The organism is Haloechinothrix halophila YIM 93223 (assembly GCF_000504245.1).
Taxonomy (GTDB): domain Bacteria; phylum Actinomycetota; class Actinomycetes; order Mycobacteriales; family Pseudonocardiaceae; genus Haloechinothrix_A; species Haloechinothrix_A halophila.
In genome coordinates this window covers 3,298,394-3,322,951 of sequence record NZ_KI632509.1, presented here as the reverse complement: position 1 = coordinate 3,322,951, position 24,558 = coordinate 3,298,394, and the positions used below count along the sequence as shown (strand labels likewise).

Here is a 24,558-nt window from a genome sequence, read left to right as displayed (position 1 = left end):
GTTATGTGGATACCTGCGGGCCGAGTCGTGGGAAATCCCACGCGAGGTTGACGCTCCTGCGGGGTAATCACGCCCCGCATACCCCTACCGTGGCGTAGCCAGGTCTGGGATGTGCGCCTCGTCGGGTTTCCGCTGCGTTGCGAAAAGCCTGCCGATCCTTCGCTGTCACGGGCACGTCGTCGTGCGTTGAGCGCCGTTGCTCAAGAATCCAGGATAGCCGGTCGTGTGCTTGCGGGGTGCTTGCAGTTGCACTTGACACGATTGGACCTGGTCGCTCATGCTACCAGTAGGTAACCGTTACCTCTGGTAACACAAGTGCAGCCCCGAGGGTGTGGAGGAAGCATGGCGCAGCCCGAGCGTGCCAAGGTGATCATCGTCGGTACCGGGTTCTCCGGCCTTGGTATGGGCATCCAGCTCAAGAACGCGGGTATCGACGACTTCGTCATCATTGAGAAGGCTGATGAGGTCGGCGGCACCTGGCGCGACAACACCTACCCCGGCTGCGCCTGCGACATCCAGTCGCACATGTACTCGTTCTCCTACGAGCAGAACCCGAACTGGTCGCGGGCGTTTTCCGGGCAGCCGGAGATCTTCGACTACCTCAAGGGTGTCGCCGACAAGTACGGGCTGCGCGAGCACATGCGGTTCGGCGTCGAGATGACCAGCGCCCGCTGGGATGAGGACGCCCAGACCTGGACCGTCACCGGCGCCAAGGGGGAGAGCTTCACCGGACGTTTCCTGGTCTCCGGCATCGGAGCGCTGCACATCCCGAATATCCCCAAGCTGGCTGGGGTGGAGAGTTTCCAGGGGCCGTCGTTCCACTCCGCCGATTGGGACCACGACGTCGACCTGCGCGGCAAGCGCGTCGCCGTGGTCGGGACCGGGGCCAGCGCGATCCAGTTCGTACCGCAGATCGCGCCCGAAGTGGACAAGCTCACGCTGTTCCAGCGCACCGCGCCGTGGGTGATGCCGAAACCGGACCACCAGGTGCCCGCGTTCGCGAAGGCCCTGTTTCGCGCGCTGCCGTTCACCCAGCGACTGGTGCGCACGTTCCTGTACTGGTTCCTCGAGGCCCGCGCCATCGGCTTCAACGGCCATCCGGCGCTGATGCGCGCCGCTGAGCGGATCGCGAAGTGGCACATGCGGCGCGCGATCAAGGACCCGGAGCTGCGGGCCAAGCTCACCCCGGACTACACCATGGGCTGTAAGCGAGTGCTGCAGGCCAACGACTACTACCCGGCGCTAGCCAGGGAGAACGTCGACGTCGTCACCGAGGGCATCACCGAGGTTCGCGAGCACAGCGTGGTCGACGCCGCCGGGGTGGAGCACGAGGTCGACGTCATCATCTACGGCACCGGCTTCCACGTCACCGACGCGTTCGACTACATCGAGATCACCGGCGTCGGCGGCAGGGACTTGGCCAAGACCTGGCGCGACGAGGGCATGACCACCCACAAGGGCATCACCGTCGCCGGGTTCCCGAACCTGTTCTTCCTGCTCGGCCCGAACACCGGCCTTGGCCACATGTCCGTGGTGTTCATGATCGAGTCGCAGGCCCGCTACGTGCTGGACGCCATCCGGCTCGCCGAGCGCACCGAAGCAGCCGCGCTGGAGGTGCGTCCCGAGGTGCAGGACGAGTTCCAGGACGACATCCAGCGCAAGCTCGCGGACGGCATCTGGACCACGGGTGGCTGCACGTCCTGGTACCTGGACTCGCAGGGCGTGAACCGCACCATCTGGCCGGGCTTCACGTGGAAGTACTGGCTCGGCACCCGCAAGGTCAAGCCCACCGACTTCCAGCTGGTCGGACGCTCGTCGGAGCGGGACTGAGCGCCCGGCCGATCGGCGCCATCACCGCGTCGCTGACGAGTTGATCAGGGACCCTGCTCGTAGGCCCATCAGCATCGGGCAAAGCGGACACGATTTGGTACTACGAGCAGGGGCCGTGATCAACTCCTGTCTCACCGTGCCGAGCCCCGTCGCTCACCGCGCGCCATGCGCCGCCGCGAGCAGCATCCGCACGCAGTGCTCCACGAGCCGGTCGCGGGGGACGTCGAGGCTGCCGTTGAGGTAGGCGGTGAACAGGTTCGTCAGCGCCCCGGTGACGCCCACCGCGATCAGCCGCCGCTCGGTGTCGTCGATGCTGGCCGGGAGCTGGTCGTGGATGAGCGCGGTGAAGTTCGGCAGCAGTTCGGCGCCGCGCTGGACCAGCGCTGGGTCGGTCAGCGGCGCGAGCAGCAGCACGGTGCCCTTACGCGGGTCGTCGATGATCAGCTCGACGAACGACGTCACCGCGGCGCGGACCAGCGCGGTCAGCTCGTCCCGCGCGTCGCGCACCGCCGCCACCAGCGCGTCGTGTGCCTCCTGGGCCACTTGGTCGTAGACGGCGAGCAGCAGCGCGTCCCGGTCGGCGAAGCTCTCGTAGAAATAGCGCTCAGTGAGCTTGGCGGTGCGGCACACCGCGCGCACCGACACGGCCGGTGTGCCCGTCGTGCCGAGCAGTTCCAGTCCCGCCTCGATGAGCTGGCCGCGTCTCGTCGCCTTGCGATCGGCCAGCGTCGTTCCTGCCCAGGTGCGCTGCTCGGCGGTCACGGGGGTCGCTCCTCGCTTGACTACGGTCGTTGTCAATTCTAACGTGACAACGGGCGTAGTCAGATAGGGAAACGCCGGAAAGGGGCCGTAATGAGCCACGACGTCGCGCGTCAGGATGGCGGAACTCGCGATGCGGGAACGGGTGACTCGCGGCCCGACACGGTGCGACTCGGAGCGAATAAGGTGAGACTCGCGGAGGGCGAGCCGGAGCCGCTGGGGCCTGACTCGCTGACCTGGCGCTACTTCGGCGACTGGCGCGGACTGCTTGTCGCACTCTGGGCGGGGTCGATGCAGAACATGCATCCCGGCCTGGGCGCGGGCGTCGAGGAGCACTCCGAGTTCTTCGAAGAGCGCTTCGAACGGCTGTTTCGTTCGCTCTACCCGATCGGCGGCGTCGTCTACGACGGCCCTCGGGCGCACGAAACGGCGCTGCAGGTGCGCGGCTACCACGACACGATCAAGGGCGTCGACAAACACGGCAGGCGCTACCACGCGCTGGACCCGGACACCTACTACTGGGCGCACGCGACGTTCTTCCTGGTCACCCTGCACACCGCGGAGGTGTTCGCCGGCGGGCTCAGCGAAGCCGACAAGCGCAGGCTGTTCGACGAGCACGTGCAGTGGTACCGGCTCTACGGCATGAGCATGCGGCCGGTGCCCGCGACGTGGGAAGAGTTCCTCGACTACTACGACCACATGTGCACCGAGGTGCTGGAGGACAACAAGGCCACCCGCGACGTGCTCGACCTCTCCGACCTGCCGAAGCCGCCGCTCGTGGCGTGGCTGCCCGACCCGCTGTGGCGGGTGCTGCGGATCCCGATCGCACGCGGCTACCTGTGGCTGAGCGTCGGCTTCTACCACCCCGCGGTGCGGCGGCGGCTCGGCTACCGCTGGACGTCGCGGGACGCCCGGCTGCACCGGCTCGCGGGTAGAGTGATCAATTTCATGTTCTCGCTACTGCCGTTCGAGTGGCGCTTCCATCCGAGGGCGAGAGCAGGGTGGCAGCGCGCCCGTGGCGCCAGCGCGCCGGGCGAGCCGGTTGTCGAAACCCCGGCGCGGAACCTGCCGCCTCTTGCACGGCGCGACGATCCGAAGCACTATTCGCCGCGAGTCTGAACATCGCACGCGACGTCGCGCAGGGGCGACGGCGTGAGTCCGATCAAAGGAGATCGTGTGAAGCTCGGCTACCACATCGGGTACTGGTCGGCCGGTCCGCCGGAGGGCGCACAGGAGACGATCCTGGAGGCCGAGCGGCTCGGGTTCGACTCGGTGTGGACGGCCGAGGCGTACGGCTCCGACGCCTTCACTCCGCTGGCCTGGTGGGGCGCGTCGACGTCGCGGATCAAGCTGGGTACCAACATCGTCCAGATGTCGGCCCGCACCCCGGTCGCCACCGCGATGAGCGCGCTCACCCTCGATCACCTGTCCGGCGGTCGCTTCATCCTCGGGCTCGGTGCGTCCGGGCCGCAGGTCGTGGAGGGCTGGTACGGGCAGCCGTACCCGAGGCCGTTGGAGCGGACCCGCGAGTACATCGACATCGTGCGGCAGGTCCTGGCGCGTAAGGGGCCGGTCACCTACGACGGCAAGCACTACCAACTGCCCTACCAGGGCGGGGCGAACCTCGGGAAACCGCTCAAGTCGATCGTGCACCCGCTGCGCGAGGACATCCCGATCTACCTGGGCGCTGAGGGGCCGAAGAACGTCTCGCTCGCCGCCGAGATCGCCGACGGGTGGTTCCCGATCTTCTTCTCGCCGAAGATGGAGTCGTTCTACCGGGAACGTCTTGCCGAGGGTTTCGCCCGGCCCGGCGCGCGGCGCGGCTGGGACGACTTCGAGGTGGCGGCGTCGGTGCCGCTGATCGTGCACGACGACGTCGAGCAGGCCGCCGACATGATCCGGCCGTTCCTCGCGCTCTACATGGGCGGCATGGGAGCCAAGCAGGCGAACTTCCACCACGAAGTGTTCGTGCGCATGGGCTACGAGTCGGTCGCGGACACCGTCCAGGAGCTGTACCTGGACGGCCGCAAGGACGAGGCGACCGCGACGATCCCGACCGCGCTGGTGGAGGACGTCGCGCTGATCGGCCCGGCCGCCAAGATCCGCGACGAGCTGGACCGCTGGCGCGAGACGTGTGCGACGACGCTGCTGTTGCAGGGCGACGCGTCGCGCCTGCGTGCGGCGGCTGATGTCGTTCTGAGTTAGCCAGGGCTGGCGGCTCCGGGGTACGCCGTGACGCTTCACGGCAGTCCGGCGGGGCTCCAGTCCAGCGTGGGTGGCAGCGCGCCTTCCAGGGTGAGCAACCAGCGCTTCACCTCGAAGCCATGGCCCGCACCGCCGCCGCTGTAACCGCCGAGACCGTCGTGGGCCAGCACCCTGTGACACGGCACCACGATCGGGATCGGGTTGCTGCCCATGATCGAGCCGATCGCCCGCGCGGGCACCCCGGTGCCGGACAGCACCGCCAACTCGCCGTAGGTCACCGAGGTGCCGTACGGGACCTGCTCGTACAGCGCGCGCAGGACTCGGCGCTGGGTCTCGGTCGTGCCGCTCCAGTCGAGCGGGACGTCGAACTCGCGTCGCTCGCCCCGGAAGTATTCCGCGAGCTGGGCCAGGACGGTGTCGGCGCGTTCGTCTGAGACGGCACGGTCGGCGAGCTCGCCTGCCGAACACCAGCCGATGGCACGAACGCCCGCGTCGCTCACCGCGACCGCCACCCGGCCCACTGGCGTGGCCAGGTCGGCGGTCGCGAGCGTCGGTGAGCCAGGGGAGCGGGTCATGCTCGCATTGTGCCCCGAGGCACCGACACTTCGTAGCGGGGTTACCGGCCCAGCGTCTGGTAGTACTTCACCAGCCTGCGCGGCACGAGCTTGCGCTCACCCGCGACCGTGATGGGCACCAGGTCGGGCACCGTGGCCTTCCACTGCGACCGGCGGGAGCGGGTGTTGGCGCGGGACTTCTTGCGCTTGGGGACGGCCATCAGCGGTCACCCCTTTCTTGTCTAGTGCTCGTCGGTGCGGGTCGCGTCGGTGCGGTTGTCGGGGACCTGGGAGTCCTCACAGGGGTCGGTGTGCCACTCGCCAAACGGGTCCGGGTAGCGCGACCACGCCTGTTCACCGGCAACGAGTTCGGCGTCGGTGAGCAGGGCTTCGGTCAGCGCGGTCTCGATCTCCGTCGCGGTGGCCCGGTGCGCGACGATCACCAGCTCCTGGGCGCGATCGCCGAACCTCGGGTCCCAGCGCAACGACGCCAGGGCGCTGCGTTCGTCGCTGACGTTCTCCCAGCCAGGGCCATCCTCCGACGCCAGCCACGGACCGGCGTGGCCGATCCCGAGCCCGCCGCCCGCTGACTCCACCCAGAGCGCGGCGTCGGGCTGGCTGGCGACCCAGGCCCTGCCCCTGGTCCGGACGACGCCGTCGAGCAGGACGTCGATGGCCTCGTGCAGACGCTCGGGGTGGAACGGGCGGGTGGCGCTGAACAGCACGGTGCTGACCCCGCATTCGTCGTGCAGTGGCGGTTGGCCGTGCAGCAGCGCGCCGTGCATATCGATCAGTTCGCCGAGCCGGGCGTCGTCCGGTACGCGGGCCAGCGCGCCCGCGGCGTCCAGATTGGACAGCGGAACCCTCGGCGTTCCCGGCGCGACGCGGTCCAGCACGGCGTTCGTGCGGGCGGCCGTCCAGGTGTCCGGCTCCCTGCCCGCCTCGACGAGCACGTCGGCGAACTCCACCTGGGAGATCGCGACCTGCGCGAGGGTGCGGTCGTCCTCGGGACTCGCGATGAGGTCGTAGTCGGCGAGCAGCTCGTCGCCGGTCGCCGCGTCGAGCCAGCTGCCTCGGTCGATGACGGTGTAGACGCCGTCGAGGCGCACGAAGTCGTCCACCGGCGCGTCGCCGACGAGGACGTGCTGCATGGCGTAGCAGACCGGCTCCGGCTCCATCGCCTCGTCGAGGCGGACGGCGATCCGGCGCACCTCGGGCCGCTGGGACAGCTTGCGCAACAGCGGCAGCATGTCGTGGCGCAACGTGCAGGACACGCAGCCGTGGGCGAGTTCGAGCACGCTGAGCTGGTTCGCTTGGCCCTGCCGCAGTCTGCGGGTGACGACGCCTTCGGTGACCTGCCTGAGGTTGTACTCGACCACGGCCGTGCCCGGCTGGGCGAGGAAGCGTTCGGCGAACTCGGTGGCTGGCGTCAGGGCGAGACCGCTGATGAGCACCAGCGGGGTGCGGGAGTCGGTTGGCATACCGTGTAGTGTAATTGAAAACGAATGTCATTACTAAGAGGAGGGTTCATGTCGGCGATATGCCAGGTCACCGGGCGCAAGCCCGGTTATGGCAAGCGGGTGTCGCACTCACACCGGCGCACCTCGCGGCGCTGGGAGCCGAACCTGCAGCGGCGCAAGTACTGGGTGCCGAGCGAGGGGCGCTGGGTGCGGCTCCGGGTGTCGGTCAAGGGCATGAAGACGATCGAGAAGCGCGGTATCGAGGCCGTCGTGGCCGGGCTGCGCGCGAAGGGGGTGCGCTGCTGATGGCCCGCACCGAGATCCGCCAGCTGGTCAAGCTCCGGTCGACGGCTGGCACCGGCTACACCTACGTGACCCGCAAGAACCGGCGCAACGACCCCGACCGCATGGTGCTGCGCAAATACGACCCCGTGGCGCGGGCCCACGTCGAGTTCAAGGAGGAGCGCTGATGGCGAAGAAGTCCAAGATCGCCAAGGACGCGCAGCGGCGGGCCGTCGTGACGCGCTACGCCGAACGTAGGACCGAGCTCAAGGCGATCATCGCGTCGCCGTCGTCCTCGCAGGGGGACAAGGCCGCGGCGGTGTCGGCGTTGCAGCGCATGCCGCGCGACGCCAGCCCGACCCGGCTGCGCAACCGCGACGTCGTGGACGGCAGGCCGAGGGCGTACTACCGCGCGTTCGGGCTGTCCCGGATCCGGCTGCGGGAGATGGCGCATCGCGGCGAGCTGCCCGGCGTATCGAAGGCGAGCTGGTGACCATGCCACGACCGCAGCGATACCCGAAGCGCAAGCGCAACATGTTGCTCGACGCGAACGTCACCGAGGTCCGCTACACCGACGTCGACCTGCTCCGGAAGTTCATCAGCGACCGGGGCAAGATTCGGGCGCGCAGGGTGACCGGCCTGACGCCGAGGCAGCAACGCGAGGTGGCTGCCGCGATCAAGAACGCCAGGGAGATGGCGCTGCTGCCGTATCCAGGTAAGCCAGGGCGGCTCTGACTCTGGGGCGCGGCCGTCGGGAGCAGTCGGGGCGCTCCCGGCGGCCTGGCATATCGCTGCTGCCACGCTCACTGTGCCGGAACTCGCCGCTGTGGAGAATTACGGTTTCGCCACGCGGGACGAGGCGCGGGCGGGGGTCGCGGCAGCCTACGGCTTCCGTGGCGTGCTGTAACCCCTGGTGTGGGGCGCGACATGAAGCTCGCCACCTCATCGCGCCGCCCAGCGGGACGCCCGTCATGCTTAGGGCATGCCGGAACAGCACTACCTCGCAGGCCTCGATCTCACCGGACGCAAGGTTGTCATGGTGGGTGGTGGAACGGTCGCCCAGCGGCGGCTGCCACGGTTGGTTGGTGCCGGTGCGCGGGTGGTGGTGATCTCCCCGGAGACGACGCCGTCCGTGGAAGGCATGATCGACGCGGGTGAGGTGACCTGGCAGCAGCGCGGCTACGTCGAGGGCGACCTCGACGGCGCCTGGTACGCGCTCGCCTGCACCGACGATCCCGAGGTCAACGCGGCGGTGTGCGCCGAAGCGGATCGTCGTGCCGTGTTCTGCGTGCGGGCGGATGCCGGTGAGTTGGGCAGCGCCGTCACGCCAGCGACAGGGAACCACGAGGGGCTGCTGGTCGGGGTGCTCTCCGGTGGTGAACCGCTGCGCTCGGCCGCCGTGCGCGACGGCCTGCTCGACGCGCTGCACGAGGGCAGGGTCGCCGACAAGCGGCCGGAACCGGGCCCTGGCGAGCAGCGCACCGGCTCTGTGGTGCTCGTCGGTGGCGGGCCTGGCGATCCCGAACTGATCACCGTCGCTGGGCGCAGGTTGCTCAGCAGGGCCGACGTCGTCGTCGCCGACCGGCTCGCACCTCGTGAACTGCTGGACGACCTGCCGCCGCACGTGGAGGTCGTCGACGCGGCCAAGATCCCTTACGGTCGCTCCGCCAGCCAGGACGTGATCAACTCCACGCTGATCGAGAAGGCCACGCAGGGCAAGTTCGTCGTCCGCCTCAAGGGCGGCGATCCGTACCTGTACGGCCGGGGCTTCGAGGAGTTCATCGCCTGCTCGCAGGCAGGGATCCCTGTCAGCGTCGTGCCCGGCATCACCAGCGCGTTCTCGGTGCCCGCGCTGGCGAACGTGCCGGTGACGCACCGGGGCGTGACGCACGAGGTCGCGGTGGTGTCTGGGCATGTGGCACCGGACAGCGACGAGTGCCTCGTCGACTGGGACGCGCTCGCCAAGCTCAGCGGCACCATCGTGCTGATGATGGGCGTGCAGCGCATCCGGCAGTTCGCCGACGTGCTACTCGCTGGCGGCAGGAAGGGTGACACTCCGGTCGCGGTGATTCAGGACGGCAGCACCCGGCGGCAGCGAGTGGTGCGCACGACACTGCACGACGTCGCCGACGACATCACGGCCGAGGACATCCGCCCGCCAGCCGTGATCGTGATCGGCCCGGTCGCGGGTCTGTACACCGAGCTCAGCTGAGCGAGAACACGACGCCCCGAACGTCGGACACGACGTGCTGAGTGTCGGACACGACGCCGTGACCCGCTCAGGCCCCCGCCGCGACGGTGGTGTCGGCGGCGTCGAACCGTTCCCGCAGGAACGTGATGATCGTCTCGGTGAGCCGTTCCGGGCGGAACCGCAGCTCCACCGGGCTACTCGCCTTGACGAACCGCGCGTCCGGCAGGTCGGCCGCCAGCGCGTCAGCGTCACCGAACGGGTGAATCGGGTCCCTGGCATGCCCGATGACGAGCGTCGAGGTCTCGATCTCCTGCCGCAGTCGCCGGGGCGGGGCGAGTCTGCCGAACAGCAGCCCGTGCAGCACCGCAGCCATCGCGGCTGGCTCTTGGCGCAGCGTGTCGGTGACGACATCGATCCACTGGTTGCCCTGCGGCACCATCGCAGCCAGCCGGGCGACGACGCGCACTGTGATCGGCGCGAACCGTCCCGCGAACAGCAACGGCGGGAAGGCGATCAGGCCCGCGAAGATCGCGTTGTCCAGCACCGGCATCTCGACCAGAAGTCCGGTGAGCCGGTCAGGCGCCAGCACGGCGACCTCCAGCGAGACATTCGCGCCGAGCGAGGTCCCACCGACGACGGCCTTGTCGATCCCCAGGTGATCCAGCAGCGCCACGACCTGCGCCGCGCAGTCGGTCATGGAGTACCGCCAGGACTCTTCCGGCCGGTCGGAGCCGCCGTGGCCGAGCAGATCGAGGGTGATCACGCGGAAGCCTTCCCGCGCCAGCCTGCGCGCGAGATCCCGGTGCAGCCTGCGGGTCATCAGCAGGCCGTGAGTCAGCACGACGACCTTGTCGCCCCTGCCGTACTCGGTGTACTCGAGCCGGAAGTCATTCCAGGTGAAGGCGCCCGCGAGTTCGAGTGGAGCGAGCGTGAGCGGGCGCGTGGCCCGCGCCGAGCCGTCGTGGGGGGCGTGAGACCCCGATGCCGCGTTCCTCACTGCCTGACCTCCTCATCTCCTCACCGCACCAGTGCGGGACGTCGCCCGACCGGGTGCTCACCATGGTAAGCGCACTGGCCCGGTACGTGATCAGATCGGCAGGCTGACCTGGCCAGCCTCGTCACCGATGTCGCCTATGGTGGTCTGGTGAGCACTCGGGACAGCGTGGGACACGCCGCTGGCGACACGCCCTCGCGACTGAAGCAGGTGGTGACGCTACCGAACCTGCTGTCGCTGCTTCGGCTGGCGTTGGTGCCGGTGTTCCTGTGGCTGCTGCTCGGGCCGGAGGAGGACGGCCTCGCGATCGCGGTGCTGATCTTCGCGGGCGTCAGCGACTGGCTCGACGGCAAGCTCGCCCGCTGGCTGGACCAGACGAGCAAGCTCGGACAACTGCTCGACCCCGCGGCGGACCGGCTCTACATCGTGGCCTTGCTGATCGCCTTCCTGCTGCGGGACATCTTGCCGCCGTGGGTGATCGGCGCGCTGGTGGCCCGCGAACTGTTGCTGGTGTTGTGCGTGCTCGCGCTGCGGCGCTACCGGTTCGGCTATCCCGAGGTCACCTACATCGGTAAGGGCGCGACATTCGTGCTGATGTACGCCTTTCCACTGTTGCTGCTGGTCCAAGGCGCGTTCGCCGCCGCATGGGTGGTCGAGATCGTCCGTCCGCTCGCCTACGCCTTCATGATCTGGGGCGGCGTGCTCTACGTGTGGTCAGGGGTGCTGTACGCAGTGCAAACAGTGCTGGCGATCCGGGGAGTCCGTATAGCGCGTAAAGGCCGGGCGGAACCGGCAAGCGGCACGGGTGCGTGAGACCGCCACTTTCCTGGCGGGTTTTGGGGAGTCAGGGGGGACGTGAGCACGCGGGCACGGTACGTTGGCAACCACACGATCGCGAGTCCCAGATAGAGCAGCGCGTAAGGAGAGTCCAGGTGAGCACGAACGACGGGCCCGGCGTTCCCCCAGAAGAGGCTCCGGAGCGAACCTCCGTCTTCCGGGCCGACTTCCTCGATGAGCAGCAGGCGCAGGACGCGTCGGCACAGGACGCTTCTGTCGCGGGAGTCGAGGCGCTGCCAGCCGGTTCGGCGCTCCTGGTCGTCAAGCGGGGCCCCAATGCCGGTTCGCGCTTCCTGCTGGACCGCAACACCACGAGCGCGGGGCGTCACCCGGACAGCGACATCTTCCTCGACGACGTCACCGTGTCGCGGCGGCACGCCGAGTTCCGGCGCGAGGGTGGCGAGTTCGTCGTCATCGACGTCGGCAGCTTGAACGGCACCTATGTCAACCGCGAGCCGGTGGATCAGGCCGTGCTCGCCGGGGGCGACGAGGTGCAGATCGGTAAGTTCCGGCTGGTGTTCCTGACTGGCGCGAAGGCGGGAGCGCAATCGGGTCAGTGATGGATCTCTGACCACTGAGCGGCGGCGAGGCGTCCTGCTGGAGGTTCCACGGCGATCATGATGGCCCCGATGACGAGGACAGCACGGTGACGGCGGCGGGCAGGTCCCAGCGCAACGGGCTCAGTATCGGGGCGGTGTTGACACAGCTGCGCCCCGAGTTCCCCGATGTCACGATCTCCAAGATCAGATTCCTGGAGTCGGAGGGGCTGGTGCAGCCAGCGCGCACCGCGTCTGGCTACCGGCAGTTCACGGCGGCCGACGTCGAGCGGCTCCGGTTTGTGCTGCTCGCGCAGCGAGACCACTACCTGCCGCTGAAAGTGATCAAGGACCAGCTCGATGCGGCCGATCGTGGACTCGAGCCGTCGATGCCGACGCCGAAGCTGCCCCGGAAACTGGTCTCCGTCACTGGCGTTGAGGGCAACGGATCGGCGGTGCCTACGGCGGCTGATTTCGCCGACGGCGCCGAGATCCGGCTGACCGAAGAAGAACTGCTCGCCGAGGCGGGGATCGACAAGGACATGCTGACCGAGCTGGAACAGTACGGCTTGATCAGACCAGGCGCCGCCGGGTTCTATGACCCCGATGCGGTGTTGGTGGCGAAAACGGTGCGGGCTATGACCGATTTCGGTATCGAACCGCGCCACCTGCGGGCGTTTCGCGCGTCAGCGGATCGCGAAGTGGGGCTGCTTGAGCAAATCGTGACTCCGGTGTCGCGGCATCGCGACACCGAGGCACGAGAGCGTGCTGACGAAATGGTTCGGGAATTGGCCGCGCTGTCGGTCAGGCTACATACGTTGCTGGTCAAGGCGGGTATCCGTTCTGTCACAGGACGCTGACGTTCTGGTCCGGGACGCACCTGGTTGCCCCTGGGGCTTTAGGTCCCCGGCGATCACGCCTACGCTGTGTAGAGGCCCAGCGCTGGGCACGCGCCCCGGATGACGGGTAGCGTCGACGGTGTCGATGCGGGAAGGTTGAGGACAGTGCTGAACCCGCGCACAAGAGAGGGAGGCGAGGCCCGATGAACGAGATGCGCGTCGTCGGTGTGCGGGTCGAACTGCCCGCCAACACACCGATCTTGTTGCTGCGGGAAACCGAAGGCGAGCGGTACCTCCCGATCTGGATAGGTTCGGTCGAGGCGACCGCCATCGCGCTGGAGCAGCAGGGCGTGCGTCCCGCGCGGCCGCTGACCCACGATCTCCTCAAGGAGGTCATCGGCGCACTGGGCAGGGAGCTGGAGCAGGTCGTGATCACCGACCTCAAGGACGGCACCTTCTTCGCCGAGCTGGTCTTCGACGGCGGCATCAAGGTCTCCGCGAGGCCGAGCGACTCGGTGGCGCTCGCGCTGCGCGCCGGGGTGCCGATCCACGCCGAGGAGTCCGTGCTCGACGAGGCGGGGTTGATCATCCCGGACGAGCAGGAGGACGAGGTCGAGAAGTTCCGGGAATTCCTGGACTCGGTCTCGCCGGAGGACTTCCGGGGCGCCGACACCTAGGGCCTGCCCGGCGGGCTCACCCAGCCGGAGTAGTCACTACACCGGATGACGCGGTGTTGACAAGGGCCAGGTCAGGCTCTGTGCTGCGACTTAAGTCTCAACAACGACTTGAGGCCAACCGCGAGTCGCGTTGACCGGCATGTCGGACAGGCATACCGTCAGTGTTAGTCGTGACGAATCGCGTCGGTGTGATTCAGCGTGATTCCCGCGACCGATCGACTGCACGGCAGCTGTGGGAGGTATGCGTGGTCGAGGAGAGTCCCATGCGGGTCACGGGTGAGCAGGGCGAGCTGTTTCCCGACGCGACGGTGCCGGACGACCTCGTCGGCTACCGCGGTGCGGCCGCGTGCCAGATCGCGGGCATTAGCTACCGTCAGCTGGACTACTGGGCACGCACCCAGCTCGTCGAGCCGAGCATCCGCACCGCGCACGGCTCCGGTTCGCAACGGCTGTACTCCTTCAAGGACCTCCTCGTCCTCAAGATCGTCAAGCGGCTGCTCGACGCGGGCGTATCGCTGCAGAACATCCGCACCGCCGTGGCGCACCTGCGCAAGCGTGGCGTACGGGATCTGGCATCGGTGACGCTGTTCTCCGACGGCACCACGGTCTACGAGTGCACGTCGCCCGAGGAGATCGTTGATTTACTGCAGGGAGGCCAGGGCGTGTTCGGTATCGCCGTCAGCGGCGCCATGCAGGAGATCACCGGTTCCATCCACGAGTTCCCTGCCGAGCGCGCCGACGGTGGCGAGGTCGCCCAGCAGGTGCCGGACGAGCTAACCGAGCGCCGCAAAGCCCGGCGCACCGGATAAGACCTGCGTTTCAGCTCACGGGTTCCGCCAGCGGGTGGCTTCACCCGGTAGACTAGGACGCGCAGATGCTGAACCCGAGCGGGAGAGTCTGGCCGTAGCGCGCCAATGGTGCGTTTCGTCCGGCGCCGAAGGAGCAAATCCTCCCCGGAACCTCTCAGGCACCCAGGACCGCTCGGGTGAGCTGCCTCTGGAAAGCGGGCCCACGGCGACGACGCCACCGGCCCCGCCGAAGGTGCAAGCGCGCTGGGTCCGATGTTGTCCATCGGCACCGGTGAGTGAAGCTCTCAGGCGCCCGGCTATCGGGCACGGACAGAGGGGGAGGGCCGCGGACGCGGTGTCCGTGGCCGGAACCCGAAACCGGAGGCATGCGAATGACAGATCGCCAGCCCACGAACCGCCGCCCGCTCGCCGAGCTGGAGCAGGGCACCCCGTTCACGCGACGGCATATCGGCCCCGACAACGACCAGCTGCGGCGGATGCTCGACACCATCGGCGTCGACTCGCTGGAGACGCTGGCCGATAAGGCCGTGCCCGACTCGATCCGTGACCGGGGTGACACCGGGCACACGCTCGGGCTGCCCGCGCAGGCGACCGAGGCGCAGGCACTCGCAGAGCTACGGGAGCTCGCCGCGCTGAACCGGCCGATGACGAACCTGATCGGGCTGGGTTACCACGGCACCGTCACCCCGCCGGTGATCCGGCGTGCGGTGCTGGAGAACCCCGCCTGGTACACCGCCTACACCCCGTATCAGCCGGAGATCTCGCAGGGCAGGCTGGAAGCGCTGCTGAACTTCCAGACCCTGATCGCCGACCTGACCGGCATGCCGGTTGCGAATGCCTCGATGCTGGACGAGTCCACCGCCGCGGCCGAGGCGATGACGTTGATCCGCCGCGCCGCACGGAAGAACACGTCGTCTCGGTTCCTGGTGGACGCGGACACGTTGCCGCAGACCATCTCGGTGATCGAGACCCGTGCTGAGCCACTCGGTATCGAGATCGTCGTCGCCGATCTGTCGAACGGAATCGCCGCCGCCGGGATCGATGGCGACTTCTTCGGTGTGCTGCTGTCCTACCCCGGAGCGTCCGGTGTGCTGCGCGATCAGGAGGCGCTGATCGCCGAGGCGAAGGAACTCGGCGGGTCCGTCGCGGTCGCCGCCGACCCGCTCGCGCTGACGCTGGTGCGTCCGCCCGGCGAGATCGGCGCGGATGTCGTTGTCGGTTCGGCGCAGCGGTTCGGCGTGCCGCTGGGCTTCGGCGGCCCGCACGCCGGATACCTCGCGGTGCGCGAGGGCCTTGAGCGGCAGCTGCCGGGCCGGCTGGTCGGCGTTAGCGTCGACTCCGAGGGCAAGCAGGCGTACCGGCTGGCGCTGCAGACTCGTGAGCAGCACATTCGCCGCGAGAAGGCGACGTCGAACATCTGCACCGCGCAGGTGTTGCTCGCGGTGATCGCCGCGACCTACGCCGTCTACCACGGGCCGGAGGGTCTGCGCGCGATCGCGCAGCGGGCGCACCGGATGGCGACCGTGCTCGCGGCGGGACTGCGTGAGGGCGGTGTCGCGGTGGAACACGACCGGTTCTTCGACACCGTGCGCGCGTCGGTGCCCGGCAGGGCTGCCGCCGTGGTCGAGCAGGCGCGGGGTCTCGGCGTGAACCTACTGCAGGTGGATGACGACCGCGTCGGCATCACCTGCGATGAGACCACCACTCGCGAGCACATCTCGCTGGTATGGAAGGCGTTCGGGCTCTCGGTGTCCGATGTGGACACTCTGGACGTCGAGACGGTGGACGCGATCCCGGAGCCGCTTGCCCGGACTAGCGACTACCTGACCCACCCCGTCTTCCACACCCACCACTCGGAGACGTCGCTACTGCGCTACCTGCGCACGCTGGCGGACAAGGACGTCGCGCTGGACCGCAGCATGATCCCGCTCGGCTCCTGCACCATGAAGCTCAACGCGGCGGCCGAGATGGAGCCGATCACCTGGCCCGCGTTCGCCGACCTGCACCCATTCGCGCCGGTGGAGGACGCGGCCGGGATGCTGCGGATCATCGGCGACCTTGAGCGTTGGCTGGCTGAGATCACCGGCTACGACGCGGTGTCGCTGCAGCCCAACGCGGGCAGCCAGGGTGAGTTCGCGGGCCTGTTGGCGATCCGTGCGTACCACCGCGACCGGGGCGAGGCGGAGCGCGACATCTGCCTGATCCCGTCCAGCGCGCACGGCACCAACGCCGCCAGCGCCGTCATGGCCGGGATGCGGGTCGTCGTCGTCAAGTGCGATGACCAGGGCAACATCGACCTGGCGCACTTGCGGAAGGTCGCCGACGAGCACGCGGACGACCTCGCCGCGATCATGATCACCTACCCGTCCACCCATGGCGTCTACGAGGACACCGTGCGGGAGGTCTGCGGCATCGTCCACGACCACGGCGGTCAGGTCTATGTCGACGGCGCGAACCTCAACGCGCTGATCGGGCTGGCTCGCTACGGCAAGTTCGGCTCCGATGTCTCGCACCTGAACCTGCACAAGACGTTCTGCATCCCGCACGGCGGTGGTGGTCCCGGCGTCGGCCCGATCGGCGTGCGCGGGCATCTGGCGCCGTTCCTGCCGAACCATCCGCTGCAGCCGACGGCGGGACCGGAGACCGGTGTCGGCCCGATCAGCGCCGCGCCGTGGGGCAGCGCCTCGATCCTGCCGATCTCCTGGGCGTACGTGCGGATGATGGGTGCCGACGGGCTGCGGGAGGCCACGCTGACCGCCGTCGCCGCCGCCAACTACGTCGCGCGCAGGCTCGACGAGTACTTCCCGGTGCTCTATGCGGGCGCGGATGGCCTCGTGGCGCACGAGTGCATCCTCGACCTGCGGCCGATGACCAAGGCCACCGGCGTGACGGTGGACGACGTCGCCAAGCGGCTCGCCGACTACGGCCTGCACGCGCCGACGATGTCGTTCCCGGTCGCTGGCACGCTGATGGTCGAGCCGACCGAGAGCGAGAGCCTGGCCGAACTGGACCGGTTCTGCGAGGCCATGATCGCGATCAAGCGGGAGAGCGACCGGGTCGCGTCCGGCGAGTGGCCGCTGGAGGACAGCCCGCTGCGCCACTCGCCGCACACCGCGTCGTCCATCGCGGGGGAGTGGGACCGGCCGTACAGCCGCGAGGTCGGCGTGTTCCCTGCTGGCGATCCCGGTAGCAAGGTGTGGCCGCCGGTCGGCCGCATCGACCAGGCGGGCGGCGACCGCAATCTGGTGTGCTCCTGCCCGCCGCCGGATGCGTTCGAGAGCTGACGTCGTTTCGGGCGCTGGCGCCTGGTGCGGTGAAAGACGCTTTCACCGCACCAGGCGCGGCGAACGACGCCTCCCTGCTCGTAGGGAGGATGTGCGAGCTTCAAGATGGTGGTATCAATCTGATACCATCACCTTATGGCGATGACCTTGCGGCTTTCGGACGACGAGGCCGACGCGCTGCGTCGGCGTGCCGAGCTGGAGAACCGGTCGATGCAGGACGTCGCCCGCACTGCCGTGCGGGACTACATCGAGCGTACGAGCAAGCGGGATCTCGTCGACCGCGTTCTGGACTCCGAACTGCCCCGCTACGCTGAGGCGTTGCGGCGCCTCGGCGAATGATTCATCTCGAATTCGAGGATCTGCTACACATCGCGGACCGCACTCTTGCGGGTGACGTCCCCATCCGGGATGCGGGCATGCTGGAAGCTGCGCTCGCTCGCCCGCAGGCTATGATCTTCGGGAAGGATGCCTACCCGTCGCTGACTGAGAAGGCGGCAGCACTGCTGCATTCCCTCGCCCGCAACCATCCGCTCATCGACGGCAACAAACGACTGGCACTGGCCGCGACCTTCACGTACCTCGGCGTCAACGGTCTGCGGTTGACGCTGACCGACGACGAAGCCTACGAACTGGTGATGGCTGTCGCGGCAGGCGACCTGGACGACGTCGATCTGATCGCCGCGCGGCTCACGACTACGGCGTGGTGAGTCCGCCGCGCTGCTCAGCGGGACCGCAGGAATGGCACGACGCTCGCGCCCGCCGCGCCGAGCAAGAGGGCAGCGAGCACGAACGGTCCCGCGACGCCGATCAGGCTGGACAGTCCGCCCGCGAGCGCGGGCGCGGTCGTCTGCGCGACGCGGTTGCCGGTGATCCGCAGCGCCAGCGCCGTCGCGCGCAGCCGCTGCGGCGCTTGTTCCACGACCCAGGTCATCGTCAGCGGCTGGCCGAGGCCCAGCGTCAGGCCCAGCAGGACCATCAACGCGCCGAGCATGAATGGGCCCGAGCTGACGACGATGGCGAGCATCGTCGCGGTCGCCACGGCGGCGCTGACCACGATCACCACCAGCCGTCCCGCCAGCCGCACCAGTGAGTCGAGGAACAGCCTGGTGATGAACGACAGTCCTGCCCTGATGGCGAGCATCGTGCCGACCAGGCTGGGGGAGAGCCCGGCGTGCTCACCGAACACCGGCAGATAGGCGATGAGCAGGTCGACGCCGGAGATGAACGCGAAGCTGACGAACACCGCCACCGCGAGTTGCCGGTTCCGCAGCAGCGCCAGTGCGGAGCCGCGCCCGGCACTGTCCGAGGCGCTGTTCGATGCGCCAGCGGTGCCGTCGGCACGTGACGTCTCCGAAACGCTCGGTCCGAACGCCGCGCTGCCTCGTAAGACCACCACGACAAGGCCGTACGCGAGCAGTGCGCCGACCGCGACACCGCTGCCGGTCAGGAACGCCGCGGTGGTGTCGGCCAGCAGCGGGCCGCTCGACGCGCCCATCACCCAGCCGCCAAGCAGCGGCCCGAGCATTTGTCCCAGCGACGCCGACGCGGTGAACCAGCCGAAGTTGCGGTCACGCTCACCCGGTCCGGACAGTGCCACGACCACCGCCTGCCCGGCGACCATCAACGCCAGCAGACCGAACCCGTAGGCCGCGTTGACCAGTCCGACGCCGAGTATCGACTCGACGTTGGCCAGTCCTAGTGGTCCCGCGATCAGCACGATCGCGCCGGATACGAGCAGTATCGGCACGCGTCCCCTGTCGGAGAACCGGCCCATCGGAATCGCGAGGAAGATCGGCAACAACGCGCTGGCCGCCGCGACCACACCGACGTCGATCTCGTCGCCGCCGAGCGCGAGCACCCGGTACGACACGATCGGCTTCGACAGGAACATCGTCGTGTGCACGACGGCCGTGCCGATCAGCAGCAGCGCGAGCGCGCGACGGCGCACGTGCCGTCGTGGCGGGGCTGCGGGCGCGCGGGTGGTCACTCCGGCATCATCCCTCGTCACTGGACGGCGACGCCGGTGTGTAGGTACCCCGGGTGGGGTGGCTCACCGCGCCAGACAGGGCGCGCCGGACAACCCGGGACGTACCGCGCGGCTACTGCGCCAAGACCTCGCGCACGTAGTCGCGGAACTTCTGCGCCGCCCGTTGCTGGATCTCGTCCACACCCGAGCCACCCACGACGACGTAGGTGTAATAGGTGCCATTGGCGTTCTTCAGCGGCTCCGCGGTGCTCGACACCCGTTCCGGGTTCGTCTTGGCGAGCTTCTCGGCCCATTCGGCTGACGGCGTGATCCAGACGGCGGGCACCGCGGTGGCCTTGGTCTTACGCAGCGTCGGCAGCACCTTGTCCGAGGCCTTCGCGGTAACTTCGACGGTGGCGCAGTGCGAGTACACCGGCGGCTTGTCGGCGTTCCACTTCGTGGCGGCCGTGGTGACGGCGTCCTCGATGGTCGGTGTCGTCGTGACCCGCAGCGTGCGGTTGCCCTCGGTGCAGCTGTTGGCCTCGGCTTCGGCCTGCGCGTTGAGTGTCTTGTTCGCCCAGACCGCACCCAGCCCGCCGAGCGCGAGTAGCGCGAGCACGGCCGCGACCGCGACCGGCCACTTGGCGATTCCGCGCCGGGACGTGCCGACGGCACGGTGATAGCCGGTTTCGCTTGGCTGCGCCGCCGAGCGAGACTCGGACTCGGCAGGCGACTCCGTGCGGGACTTCGCCTCCGCGCTGGCTTCCGTGCGCGCCGACCCGGCGTGCTTCGACCACGGCCCTGGCCTCGGCCGCGTGGGCCGCTTCTTCGCGCCGGACCGTTCCGCGGACGCAGCGCGCTCCGCGCGGGACGACGTCGTGCTCGGGACGGCGCTGTCGTCCGGCGCGCCTTCGGTCGCGTCGCCGCTCGCCTCCGCCGTCGGTGCGGACTCGGCCGGCGCGGCGCGCCGCCCGGCCTTCTCCGTAGACCGACGGCGCTTCTGCCGGAGCTCGTCCTCGGTGGGTTCCGCGCGACGTCGTTTCGGGCCGGGCGAGTGCTTGCGGGTGGGCGCGTCCAGGTCCTCGGGAACGTCCGGCTCTGGCTCGCGGCGACGGCGGCGTTTCATCCCGAAGGACGTCTTCGTCGTGGGCGCCTCCAGCTCCGCGGTGCCGGACGTCTTGGTGGTCGGGACGTCCAGGTCGTCGGGCGAGGTCTTCGTCGTGGGGGCTTCCAGCTCCTCGATGCCACCGGCGCTGTCCAGGCTCTCAACGTCGGGGTTTCCGAGGTCATACCCGAGTCCCGCGAGCACGCGGACGTCGGAGTCGTCCCGAGAGTCGCCGATGTCCGTGTAGCCGCCGAAGTCACTGAAATATCCGGCGCCGCCGAAGTATCCGGATTCGGTGGCGTCCGCGCCCGCCAGGCCGCTGATGTCCTCGCCGGACTGATTCCTGCGCGTGGGCGCCTCTAGGTCGCTCAGGTCGTCGGGGGGCGACGTGATCGGTTCGTGGTAGCCGGAAACCTGGGGGAGCGGGCCGCTGGGGTGGTCTTCGTCGACCGCGCGTCGTCTGCGTCCCTGCGGTGCTGAGTGAGGGGAAGGTTCGAGACTGCGCCGGCTCGGGGGCGGATCGGGCCTGCTGTGTCGCCCCATACTGTCGATATCCTTTCGAGATCGAATCGATGCCGTCGCTTTGTCGGCCATGAACCCTATCACTCCAACAGGTCACATGGGGCGACCAATCGTGACGACACTCCGGAAACGGACCGTGATGCTAGTCCATTCGGTGCCTAGTGCGAGAGAGATCACAACGCTGCGTCGGCGAGCAGCGTGTCACACACCTCGATGAGCCGTTTCCGCAACGGTGCTGACCGGCGCGCGAAGGCAGCCTGACGCCGGGCGTACTCCGCCCTCCCCTCGGGGGTTTCAATATGAATCGCCTGGTAGCCGTAGTCGGAGAGGTCGTAGGGACTCGCTCGCATGTCCATCTCCCTTATCTCGGCGGCGAGCTCGAAACAGTCGGCGACCAACTCGGCTGGTACGTACGGATAGAGCTTGTACGCCCACTTGTAGACGTCCATGTTGGCGTGCAGGCAGCCCGGTTGCTCGTGGTCTCGCTGGGTCGCACGAGTGGGGGACAGAGTGTTACGTGGAGTAGCGGGCTTGGTGAAGAACCGGAAGGCGTCGTAGTGGCTGCACCGGATGTCCAGCGACTCAACGACGTCGTCGGTTCCCGAGCCGCCGAGCCGCAACGGCACCCCGGCGTGGCGAACCTCGTCGTCGCTGAGCCGGTACACCATGGCCCACTCGTGCAGCCCGAAGCAGTTCAGTCGCGCGGGGCGGTCGGCGGTCGCGCGCAGCAGCGAACGGATGAACCGCACCGTGCTGAGCCGTTTCGCCGACAGCCGAGTGAGATCCAGCCGCACGCCGTCGGGGGTGGCGATGTACTCGTCGCGGCGCAGGAAATCTCGTGCCGCGTCCCCAGCGAGCACCCGCGACGGGCCGGGATGCCAGCGTTCCAGCAGCGACGGCCGGTGCGAGTAGTAGGTGAACAGGAAGTCGAACACCGGATGGGGCTCGCTCCGCGCCTTGCGCGCGCGGTGCGGCGCGGTCCAGATACGCATCCGGTCGCGGTGAGCGGCCGCCAGTGCCTGCCACTCCCGCTCCGGCAGGTGTTCGGCAGCGATCATGCCGTCCTGGGGTGGGGTCTGCGGCCGATCGTGACGTGGGTGCCATCGCGGACCGTGCCGACGTATTCCTCCAGCATGTCCTCCAGCGCCACCACCCCGACGATGCCACCGTCCTCGCCGACGACCGTGGCGAGGTGGCTGTTGTCGTGGCGCATCGTCGAGAGCGCCTGATCCAGCCGTGCGTCCGAGCGCAACGTCGTCAGCCGCCGGAGCTTCTGCGCGGGCACCGTGGTGTCCGGTGCGGCATTGGCGAGGTCGAGGATGTCCTTGACGTGGATGTATCCGGTCAGCTTGCCGCTTGGCGTCCTGATCGGGAACCGGGAGAAGCCGGTGGACGACACCGCGCGCTCGACGTCGCCGACGGTGGCGCCGCGCGGCAGCGTCGTCAGCTCCGCGTTGGGGACGAGCACGTCGGCGACCGACTTGGCCGCCGAGGACAGCGCCTGGCTGAGCCTGCGGTGTTCGGAACGCTCCAGCAGACCTTCCCGGCGCGATTCACTGAGCAGTTCAGCCAGCTCGTGCGAGGTGTAGGCGGTCTCGAGCTCGTCCTTCGGGGTGACCCGCACCAGGCGCAGTAGCGAGTTGGCGAGGAAGTTCAGCAACCAGATGAACGGCCGCGCGATCTTGACCCAGCCGACGTGTACCGGCACCAGCCACAGCGCCAGCCGCTCCGGCTCCGCGATCGCCAAGTTCTTCGGCACCATCTCGCCGAGAAGCACGTGCAGCAGCGTCATCACGCCAAGTGCAACGGTGAACGAGATGGCGTGCACCACGTAGATGGGCAGGTCCAGCCCGAACAGACCGACCGCCAGCTCGAGCTGGTGTGCTACCGCCGGTTCGCCGACAGTGAGCAGCAGCAGCGAACAGATGGTGATGCCGAGCTGCGCGCCCGCCAGCATCAGCGACACGTTCTTGCTCGCGTTGATCACGATCCGCGCCCGCTGCATACCCTGCTCGAGCAGCGCCTCCAGCCGGTCGCGGCGCGACGAGATCAGGGCGAACTCGGCGCCGACGAAGAACGCGTTCGCGGCGAGGAGTAGCACGATCAGCAGGATCGCGACCAGGTCATTCACTGGTCCACCTCCGCACGCTCGTCGTTGGTGACGCCGTTGAGCCGGTGCACGCTCAGCTCCGCGATGCGGTGCCGGTCCATGCTGGTGACGGTGAGCCGCCAGCCGTCGACGTCGACGTACTCGCCTTGTGCGGGAATCTCTCCCAGCAGCGTGAGCACCAGCCCGGCGACGGTCTCGTAGTCGCCCTCCGGCATCTCGAATCCAGTGGCGTCGGCCAGCTCGTCCGGCCGCAGCTGCCCGGAGACCAGCCAGCTGTCCTCGTCGATGCGCTGCGAGGGCGGCGCCTCGCCGACATCGTGCTCGTCTCGGACGTCACCGACGATCTCCTCGACGACGTCCTCCAGCGTGACCAGTCCGGCCGTACCGCCGTACTCGTCGACGACGATGGCGAGCTGGAAGCTGGAGTCGCGAAGCCGGTTCAGCAGCGCGTCGCCGGGCAGTGACTCGGGCACCGTGGGGACCGGACGCATCAGCGCACCGGCCTTGACCTGGTTGCGCTCGGCTATCGGCACGGTGAACGCCTGCTTGATGTGCACCGCGCCGCCGATGTCGTCGAGATCCTCGCTGTAGACCGGGAAGCGGGAGAAGCCGGTCTCGCGGGCGAGCGAGAGGAGCTGGTTGACCGAGCTGTCCGCCGATAGCGAGGCGAGCTGCACCCGGGGCGTCATCAGCTCATCGGCGGTGCGGTCGCCGAAGCGCAATGACTTGTCCAGCAGAACCGCCGTCTCCGACTCCAAGGTGCCGTGTTCGGCGCTGGAGCGCACGATCGAGCCGAGTTCCTGCGGCGAGCGGGCGGAACGTAATTCCTCGGCTGGCTCGATGCCGAACTTGCTCACCACCCGGTTCGCGCTGTTGTTCATCAGCCGGATCAGCCAGCCGAACAGCGAGGAAAACCCGGCGTGATACCCGGCGACGGCGCGGGCGGTGGCGAGTGGCCTGGCGATGGCCAGGTTCTTCGGCACCATCTCGCCGATGATCATGGACAACGAGGTCGCGATGAGCAGCGCCAGCGTCAACGACGTCGCCCGCGCCGCTGCCTCGCCGAGACCAACCGCGTCGAGCGCCGGGCGTAGCAGGCTGCCGATGATGGGTTCAGCAAGATATCCGCTGACCAGCGTGGTGATGGTGATGGCGACCTGGGCGCCTGACAGCTGGAACGAGAGTGTCCGGTGCGCCCTGAGGACGGTCTTGGAGCGGCGGTCACCGACCTGGCGCACGTTGGCGTCGACGGTGCTGCGCTCCAGCGCGGTGAGAGAGAACTCAGCGGCGACCGCGAGACCGGTGCCGACGGTCAGCAGCAAGAAGAGAGTGACGCCGCCGATGGTGAGTACGACGTCCATCAGTCAGCACCCCGGATCGGGGCAGGGCAGATCGCTTGGGGTTCGCCGGGCGGTAAGCCCGGCTCGGTACTGTCGCCCGATGACTGCGCATCGCGCACGGGAAACGTCTCACTCCTCGTGAAGTCTGGCGGGTAGGCCCAGTGGGCTCGGGTACGTAGGGTGGCACGCCGGAGGCGTAATCCGACCAACGGGACATCATGCTACGCCGTGCCTAGCTTTAGGGTACTTCCTCCGGAT

The 24,558-nt window shown here is 68.5% G+C and carries 26 protein-coding genes and 2 riboswitches; of the genes, 16 read left to right on the top strand and 10 right to left on the bottom strand.

The window, feature by feature from the left end:
- Positions 1-342 precede the first annotated feature (342 nt).
- The gene (locus AMYHA_RS15245; protein WP_034271954.1) at positions 343-1,830 is read left to right on the top strand and encodes a flavin-containing monooxygenase; all 1,488 of its coding nucleotides are present in this window, start codon (positions 343-345) and stop codon (positions 1,828-1,830) included.
- 153 nt (positions 1,831-1,983) lie between these two features.
- Here AMYHA_RS15245 and AMYHA_RS15240 read toward each other — a convergent pair whose 3' ends face one another.
- The gene (locus AMYHA_RS15240) at positions 1,984-2,592 is read right to left on the bottom strand and encodes a TetR/AcrR family transcriptional regulator (protein ID WP_034271952.1); all 609 of its coding nucleotides are present in this window, start codon (positions 2,590-2,592) and stop codon (positions 1,984-1,986) included.
- A 183-nt stretch (positions 2,593-2,775) separates the two neighbouring features.
- On the opposite strand from AMYHA_RS15240, the gene AMYHA_RS15235 reads away from it, so the two are divergent.
- Positions 2,776-3,708, top strand: coding sequence for an oxygenase MpaB family protein (locus AMYHA_RS15235; protein ID WP_034277399.1), 933 nt, complete (start codon positions 2,776-2,778; stop codon positions 3,706-3,708).
- A 57-nt stretch (positions 3,709-3,765) separates the two neighbouring features.
- Positions 3,766-4,794 (top strand): LLM class F420-dependent oxidoreductase, encoded by a 1,029-nt coding sequence (locus tag AMYHA_RS15230; RefSeq protein WP_034271950.1) that lies wholly within the window; start codon positions 3,766-3,768, stop codon positions 4,792-4,794.
- A 35-nt stretch (positions 4,795-4,829) separates the two neighbouring features.
- Here AMYHA_RS15230 and AMYHA_RS15225 read toward each other — a convergent pair whose 3' ends face one another.
- From AMYHA_RS15225 to mrf, 3 genes are read right to left on the bottom strand one after another with little or no spacing between them, the layout of a single operon-like run.
- On the bottom strand, positions 4,830-5,369 hold the full coding sequence (locus tag AMYHA_RS15225) for a methylated-DNA--[protein]-cysteine S-methyltransferase (RefSeq protein WP_034271948.1): 540 nt from the start codon (positions 5,367-5,369) through the stop codon (positions 4,830-4,832).
- 41 nt (positions 5,370-5,410) lie between these two features.
- Entirely contained in the window at positions 5,411-5,569 is a 159-nt protein-coding gene (rpmF, locus tag AMYHA_RS15220) for a 50S ribosomal protein L32 (RefSeq protein WP_034271946.1), read from the bottom strand.
- A gap of 21 nt (positions 5,570-5,590) precedes the next feature.
- The gene (mrf, locus tag AMYHA_RS15215; RefSeq protein WP_034271945.1) at positions 5,591-6,829 is read right to left on the bottom strand and encodes a ribosome hibernation factor-recruiting GTPase MRF; all 1,239 of its coding nucleotides are present in this window, start codon (positions 6,827-6,829) and stop codon (positions 5,591-5,593) included.
- A 48-nt stretch (positions 6,830-6,877) separates the two neighbouring features.
- Between mrf and rpmB the strand changes: the two genes are divergently transcribed.
- The 5 genes from rpmB to cobA all read left to right on the top strand — a co-directional run bounded on the left by rpmB (position 6,878) and on the right by cobA (position 9,302).
- On the top strand, positions 6,878-7,114 hold the full coding sequence (gene rpmB, locus AMYHA_RS15210; RefSeq protein WP_034271943.1) for a 50S ribosomal protein L28: 237 nt from the start codon (positions 6,878-6,880) through the stop codon (positions 7,112-7,114).
- Positions 7,114-7,278, top strand: coding sequence for a 50S ribosomal protein L33 (rpmG, locus tag AMYHA_RS15205; protein ID WP_034271941.1), 165 nt, complete (start codon positions 7,114-7,116; stop codon positions 7,276-7,278). Before rpmB ends, rpmG begins: the two co-directional genes overlap by 1 nt.
- The gene (gene rpsN / locus AMYHA_RS15200) at positions 7,278-7,583 is read left to right on the top strand and encodes a 30S ribosomal protein S14 (RefSeq protein ID WP_034271939.1); all 306 of its coding nucleotides are present in this window, start codon (positions 7,278-7,280) and stop codon (positions 7,581-7,583) included. The genes rpmG and rpsN overlap by 1 nt, the downstream gene beginning before the upstream one ends.
- A 2-nt stretch (positions 7,584-7,585) precedes the next feature.
- Positions 7,586-7,825: a 30S ribosomal protein S18 gene (gene rpsR / locus AMYHA_RS15195; RefSeq protein ID WP_084037604.1), complete on the top strand. Its 240-nt coding sequence runs from the start codon at positions 7,586-7,588 to the stop codon at positions 7,823-7,825.
- Positions 7,826-8,072: 247 nt separating this feature from the next.
- A complete protein-coding gene (cobA, locus tag AMYHA_RS15190) occupies positions 8,073-9,302 on the top strand; it encodes a uroporphyrinogen-III C-methyltransferase (RefSeq protein WP_034271935.1) in 1,230 nt (409 codons plus the stop codon).
- Positions 9,303-9,369: 67 nt separating this feature from the next.
- On the opposite strand, the gene AMYHA_RS15185 is transcribed toward cobA, so the two are convergent.
- Complete coding sequence (locus AMYHA_RS15185; protein WP_051399959.1) at positions 9,370-10,278, bottom strand: alpha/beta fold hydrolase; 909 nt, start codon at positions 10,276-10,278, stop codon at positions 9,370-9,372.
- A 165-nt stretch (positions 10,279-10,443) separates the two neighbouring features.
- Between AMYHA_RS15185 and AMYHA_RS15180 the strand changes: the two genes are divergently transcribed.
- The 8 genes from AMYHA_RS15180 (at position 10,444) to AMYHA_RS15145 (ending at position 17,964) form a co-directional block, all read left to right on the top strand.
- Positions 10,444-11,088 carry a CDP-alcohol phosphatidyltransferase family protein gene (locus AMYHA_RS15180; protein WP_051399958.1) on the top strand — a complete coding sequence of 215 codons (645 nt, stop codon included), beginning with the start codon at positions 10,444-10,446 and terminating at the stop codon, positions 11,086-11,088.
- A 119-nt stretch (positions 11,089-11,207) separates the two neighbouring features.
- Positions 11,208-11,672, top strand: coding sequence for a glycogen accumulation regulator GarA (gene garA / locus AMYHA_RS15175; protein ID WP_034271933.1), 465 nt, complete (start codon positions 11,208-11,210; stop codon positions 11,670-11,672).
- 86 nt (positions 11,673-11,758) lie between these two features.
- A complete protein-coding gene (gene ftsR, locus AMYHA_RS15170; RefSeq protein WP_034271931.1) occupies positions 11,759-12,508 on the top strand; it encodes a transcriptional regulator FtsR in 750 nt (249 codons plus the stop codon).
- A gap of 182 nt (positions 12,509-12,690) precedes the next feature.
- The gene (locus AMYHA_RS15165) at positions 12,691-13,164 is read left to right on the top strand and encodes a bifunctional nuclease family protein (protein WP_034271929.1); all 474 of its coding nucleotides are present in this window, start codon (positions 12,691-12,693) and stop codon (positions 13,162-13,164) included.
- Between the two features lie 263 nt (positions 13,165-13,427).
- Positions 13,428-13,973: a MerR family transcriptional regulator gene (locus AMYHA_RS15160; protein ID WP_157362133.1), complete on the top strand. Its 546-nt coding sequence runs from the start codon at positions 13,428-13,430 to the stop codon at positions 13,971-13,973.
- A gap of 69 nt (positions 13,974-14,042) precedes the next feature.
- Positions 14,043-14,154, top strand: a riboswitch (glycine riboswitch).
- 3 nt (positions 14,155-14,157) lie between these two features.
- A riboswitch (glycine riboswitch) is annotated at positions 14,158-14,289 on the top strand.
- A gap of 55 nt (positions 14,290-14,344) precedes the next feature.
- Complete coding sequence (gene gcvP / locus AMYHA_RS15155) at positions 14,345-17,257, top strand: aminomethyl-transferring glycine dehydrogenase (RefSeq protein WP_034271925.1); 2,913 nt, start codon at positions 14,345-14,347, stop codon at positions 17,255-17,257.
- Between the two features lie 135 nt (positions 17,258-17,392).
- The gene (locus AMYHA_RS15150) at positions 17,393-17,596 is read left to right on the top strand and encodes a ribbon-helix-helix protein, CopG family (protein WP_196776903.1); all 204 of its coding nucleotides are present in this window, start codon (positions 17,393-17,395) and stop codon (positions 17,594-17,596) included.
- Positions 17,593-17,964, top strand: coding sequence for a type II toxin-antitoxin system death-on-curing family toxin (locus AMYHA_RS15145; protein ID WP_034271923.1), 372 nt, complete (start codon positions 17,593-17,595; stop codon positions 17,962-17,964). The genes AMYHA_RS15150 and AMYHA_RS15145 overlap by 4 nt, the downstream gene beginning before the upstream one ends.
- Positions 17,965-17,978: 14 nt before the next feature.
- On the opposite strand, the gene AMYHA_RS15140 is transcribed toward AMYHA_RS15145, so the two are convergent.
- From AMYHA_RS15140 to AMYHA_RS15120, 5 genes are all read right to left on the bottom strand, one after another.
- Positions 17,979-19,244, bottom strand: coding sequence for an MFS transporter (locus AMYHA_RS15140; RefSeq protein ID WP_157362132.1), 1,266 nt, complete (start codon positions 19,242-19,244; stop codon positions 17,979-17,981).
- Positions 19,245-19,356: 112 nt separating this feature from the next.
- A complete protein-coding gene (locus AMYHA_RS25870) occupies positions 19,357-20,871 on the bottom strand; it encodes a hypothetical protein (protein ID WP_051399956.1) in 1,515 nt (504 codons plus the stop codon).
- A 152-nt stretch (positions 20,872-21,023) separates the two neighbouring features.
- Positions 21,024-21,908 (bottom strand): hypothetical protein, encoded by an 885-nt coding sequence (locus AMYHA_RS15130; protein WP_034271921.1) that lies wholly within the window; start codon positions 21,906-21,908, stop codon positions 21,024-21,026.
- Positions 21,905-22,981 carry a hemolysin family protein gene (locus tag AMYHA_RS15125; RefSeq protein ID WP_034271919.1) on the bottom strand — a complete coding sequence of 359 codons (1,077 nt, stop codon included), beginning with the start codon at positions 22,979-22,981 and terminating at the stop codon, positions 21,905-21,907. The genes AMYHA_RS15130 and AMYHA_RS15125 overlap by 4 nt, the downstream gene beginning before the upstream one ends.
- The gene (locus tag AMYHA_RS15120; protein WP_034271917.1) at positions 22,978-24,321 is read right to left on the bottom strand and encodes a hemolysin family protein; all 1,344 of its coding nucleotides are present in this window, start codon (positions 24,319-24,321) and stop codon (positions 22,978-22,980) included. Before AMYHA_RS15120 ends, AMYHA_RS15125 begins: the two co-directional genes overlap by 4 nt.
- Positions 24,322-24,558 lie beyond the last annotated feature (237 nt).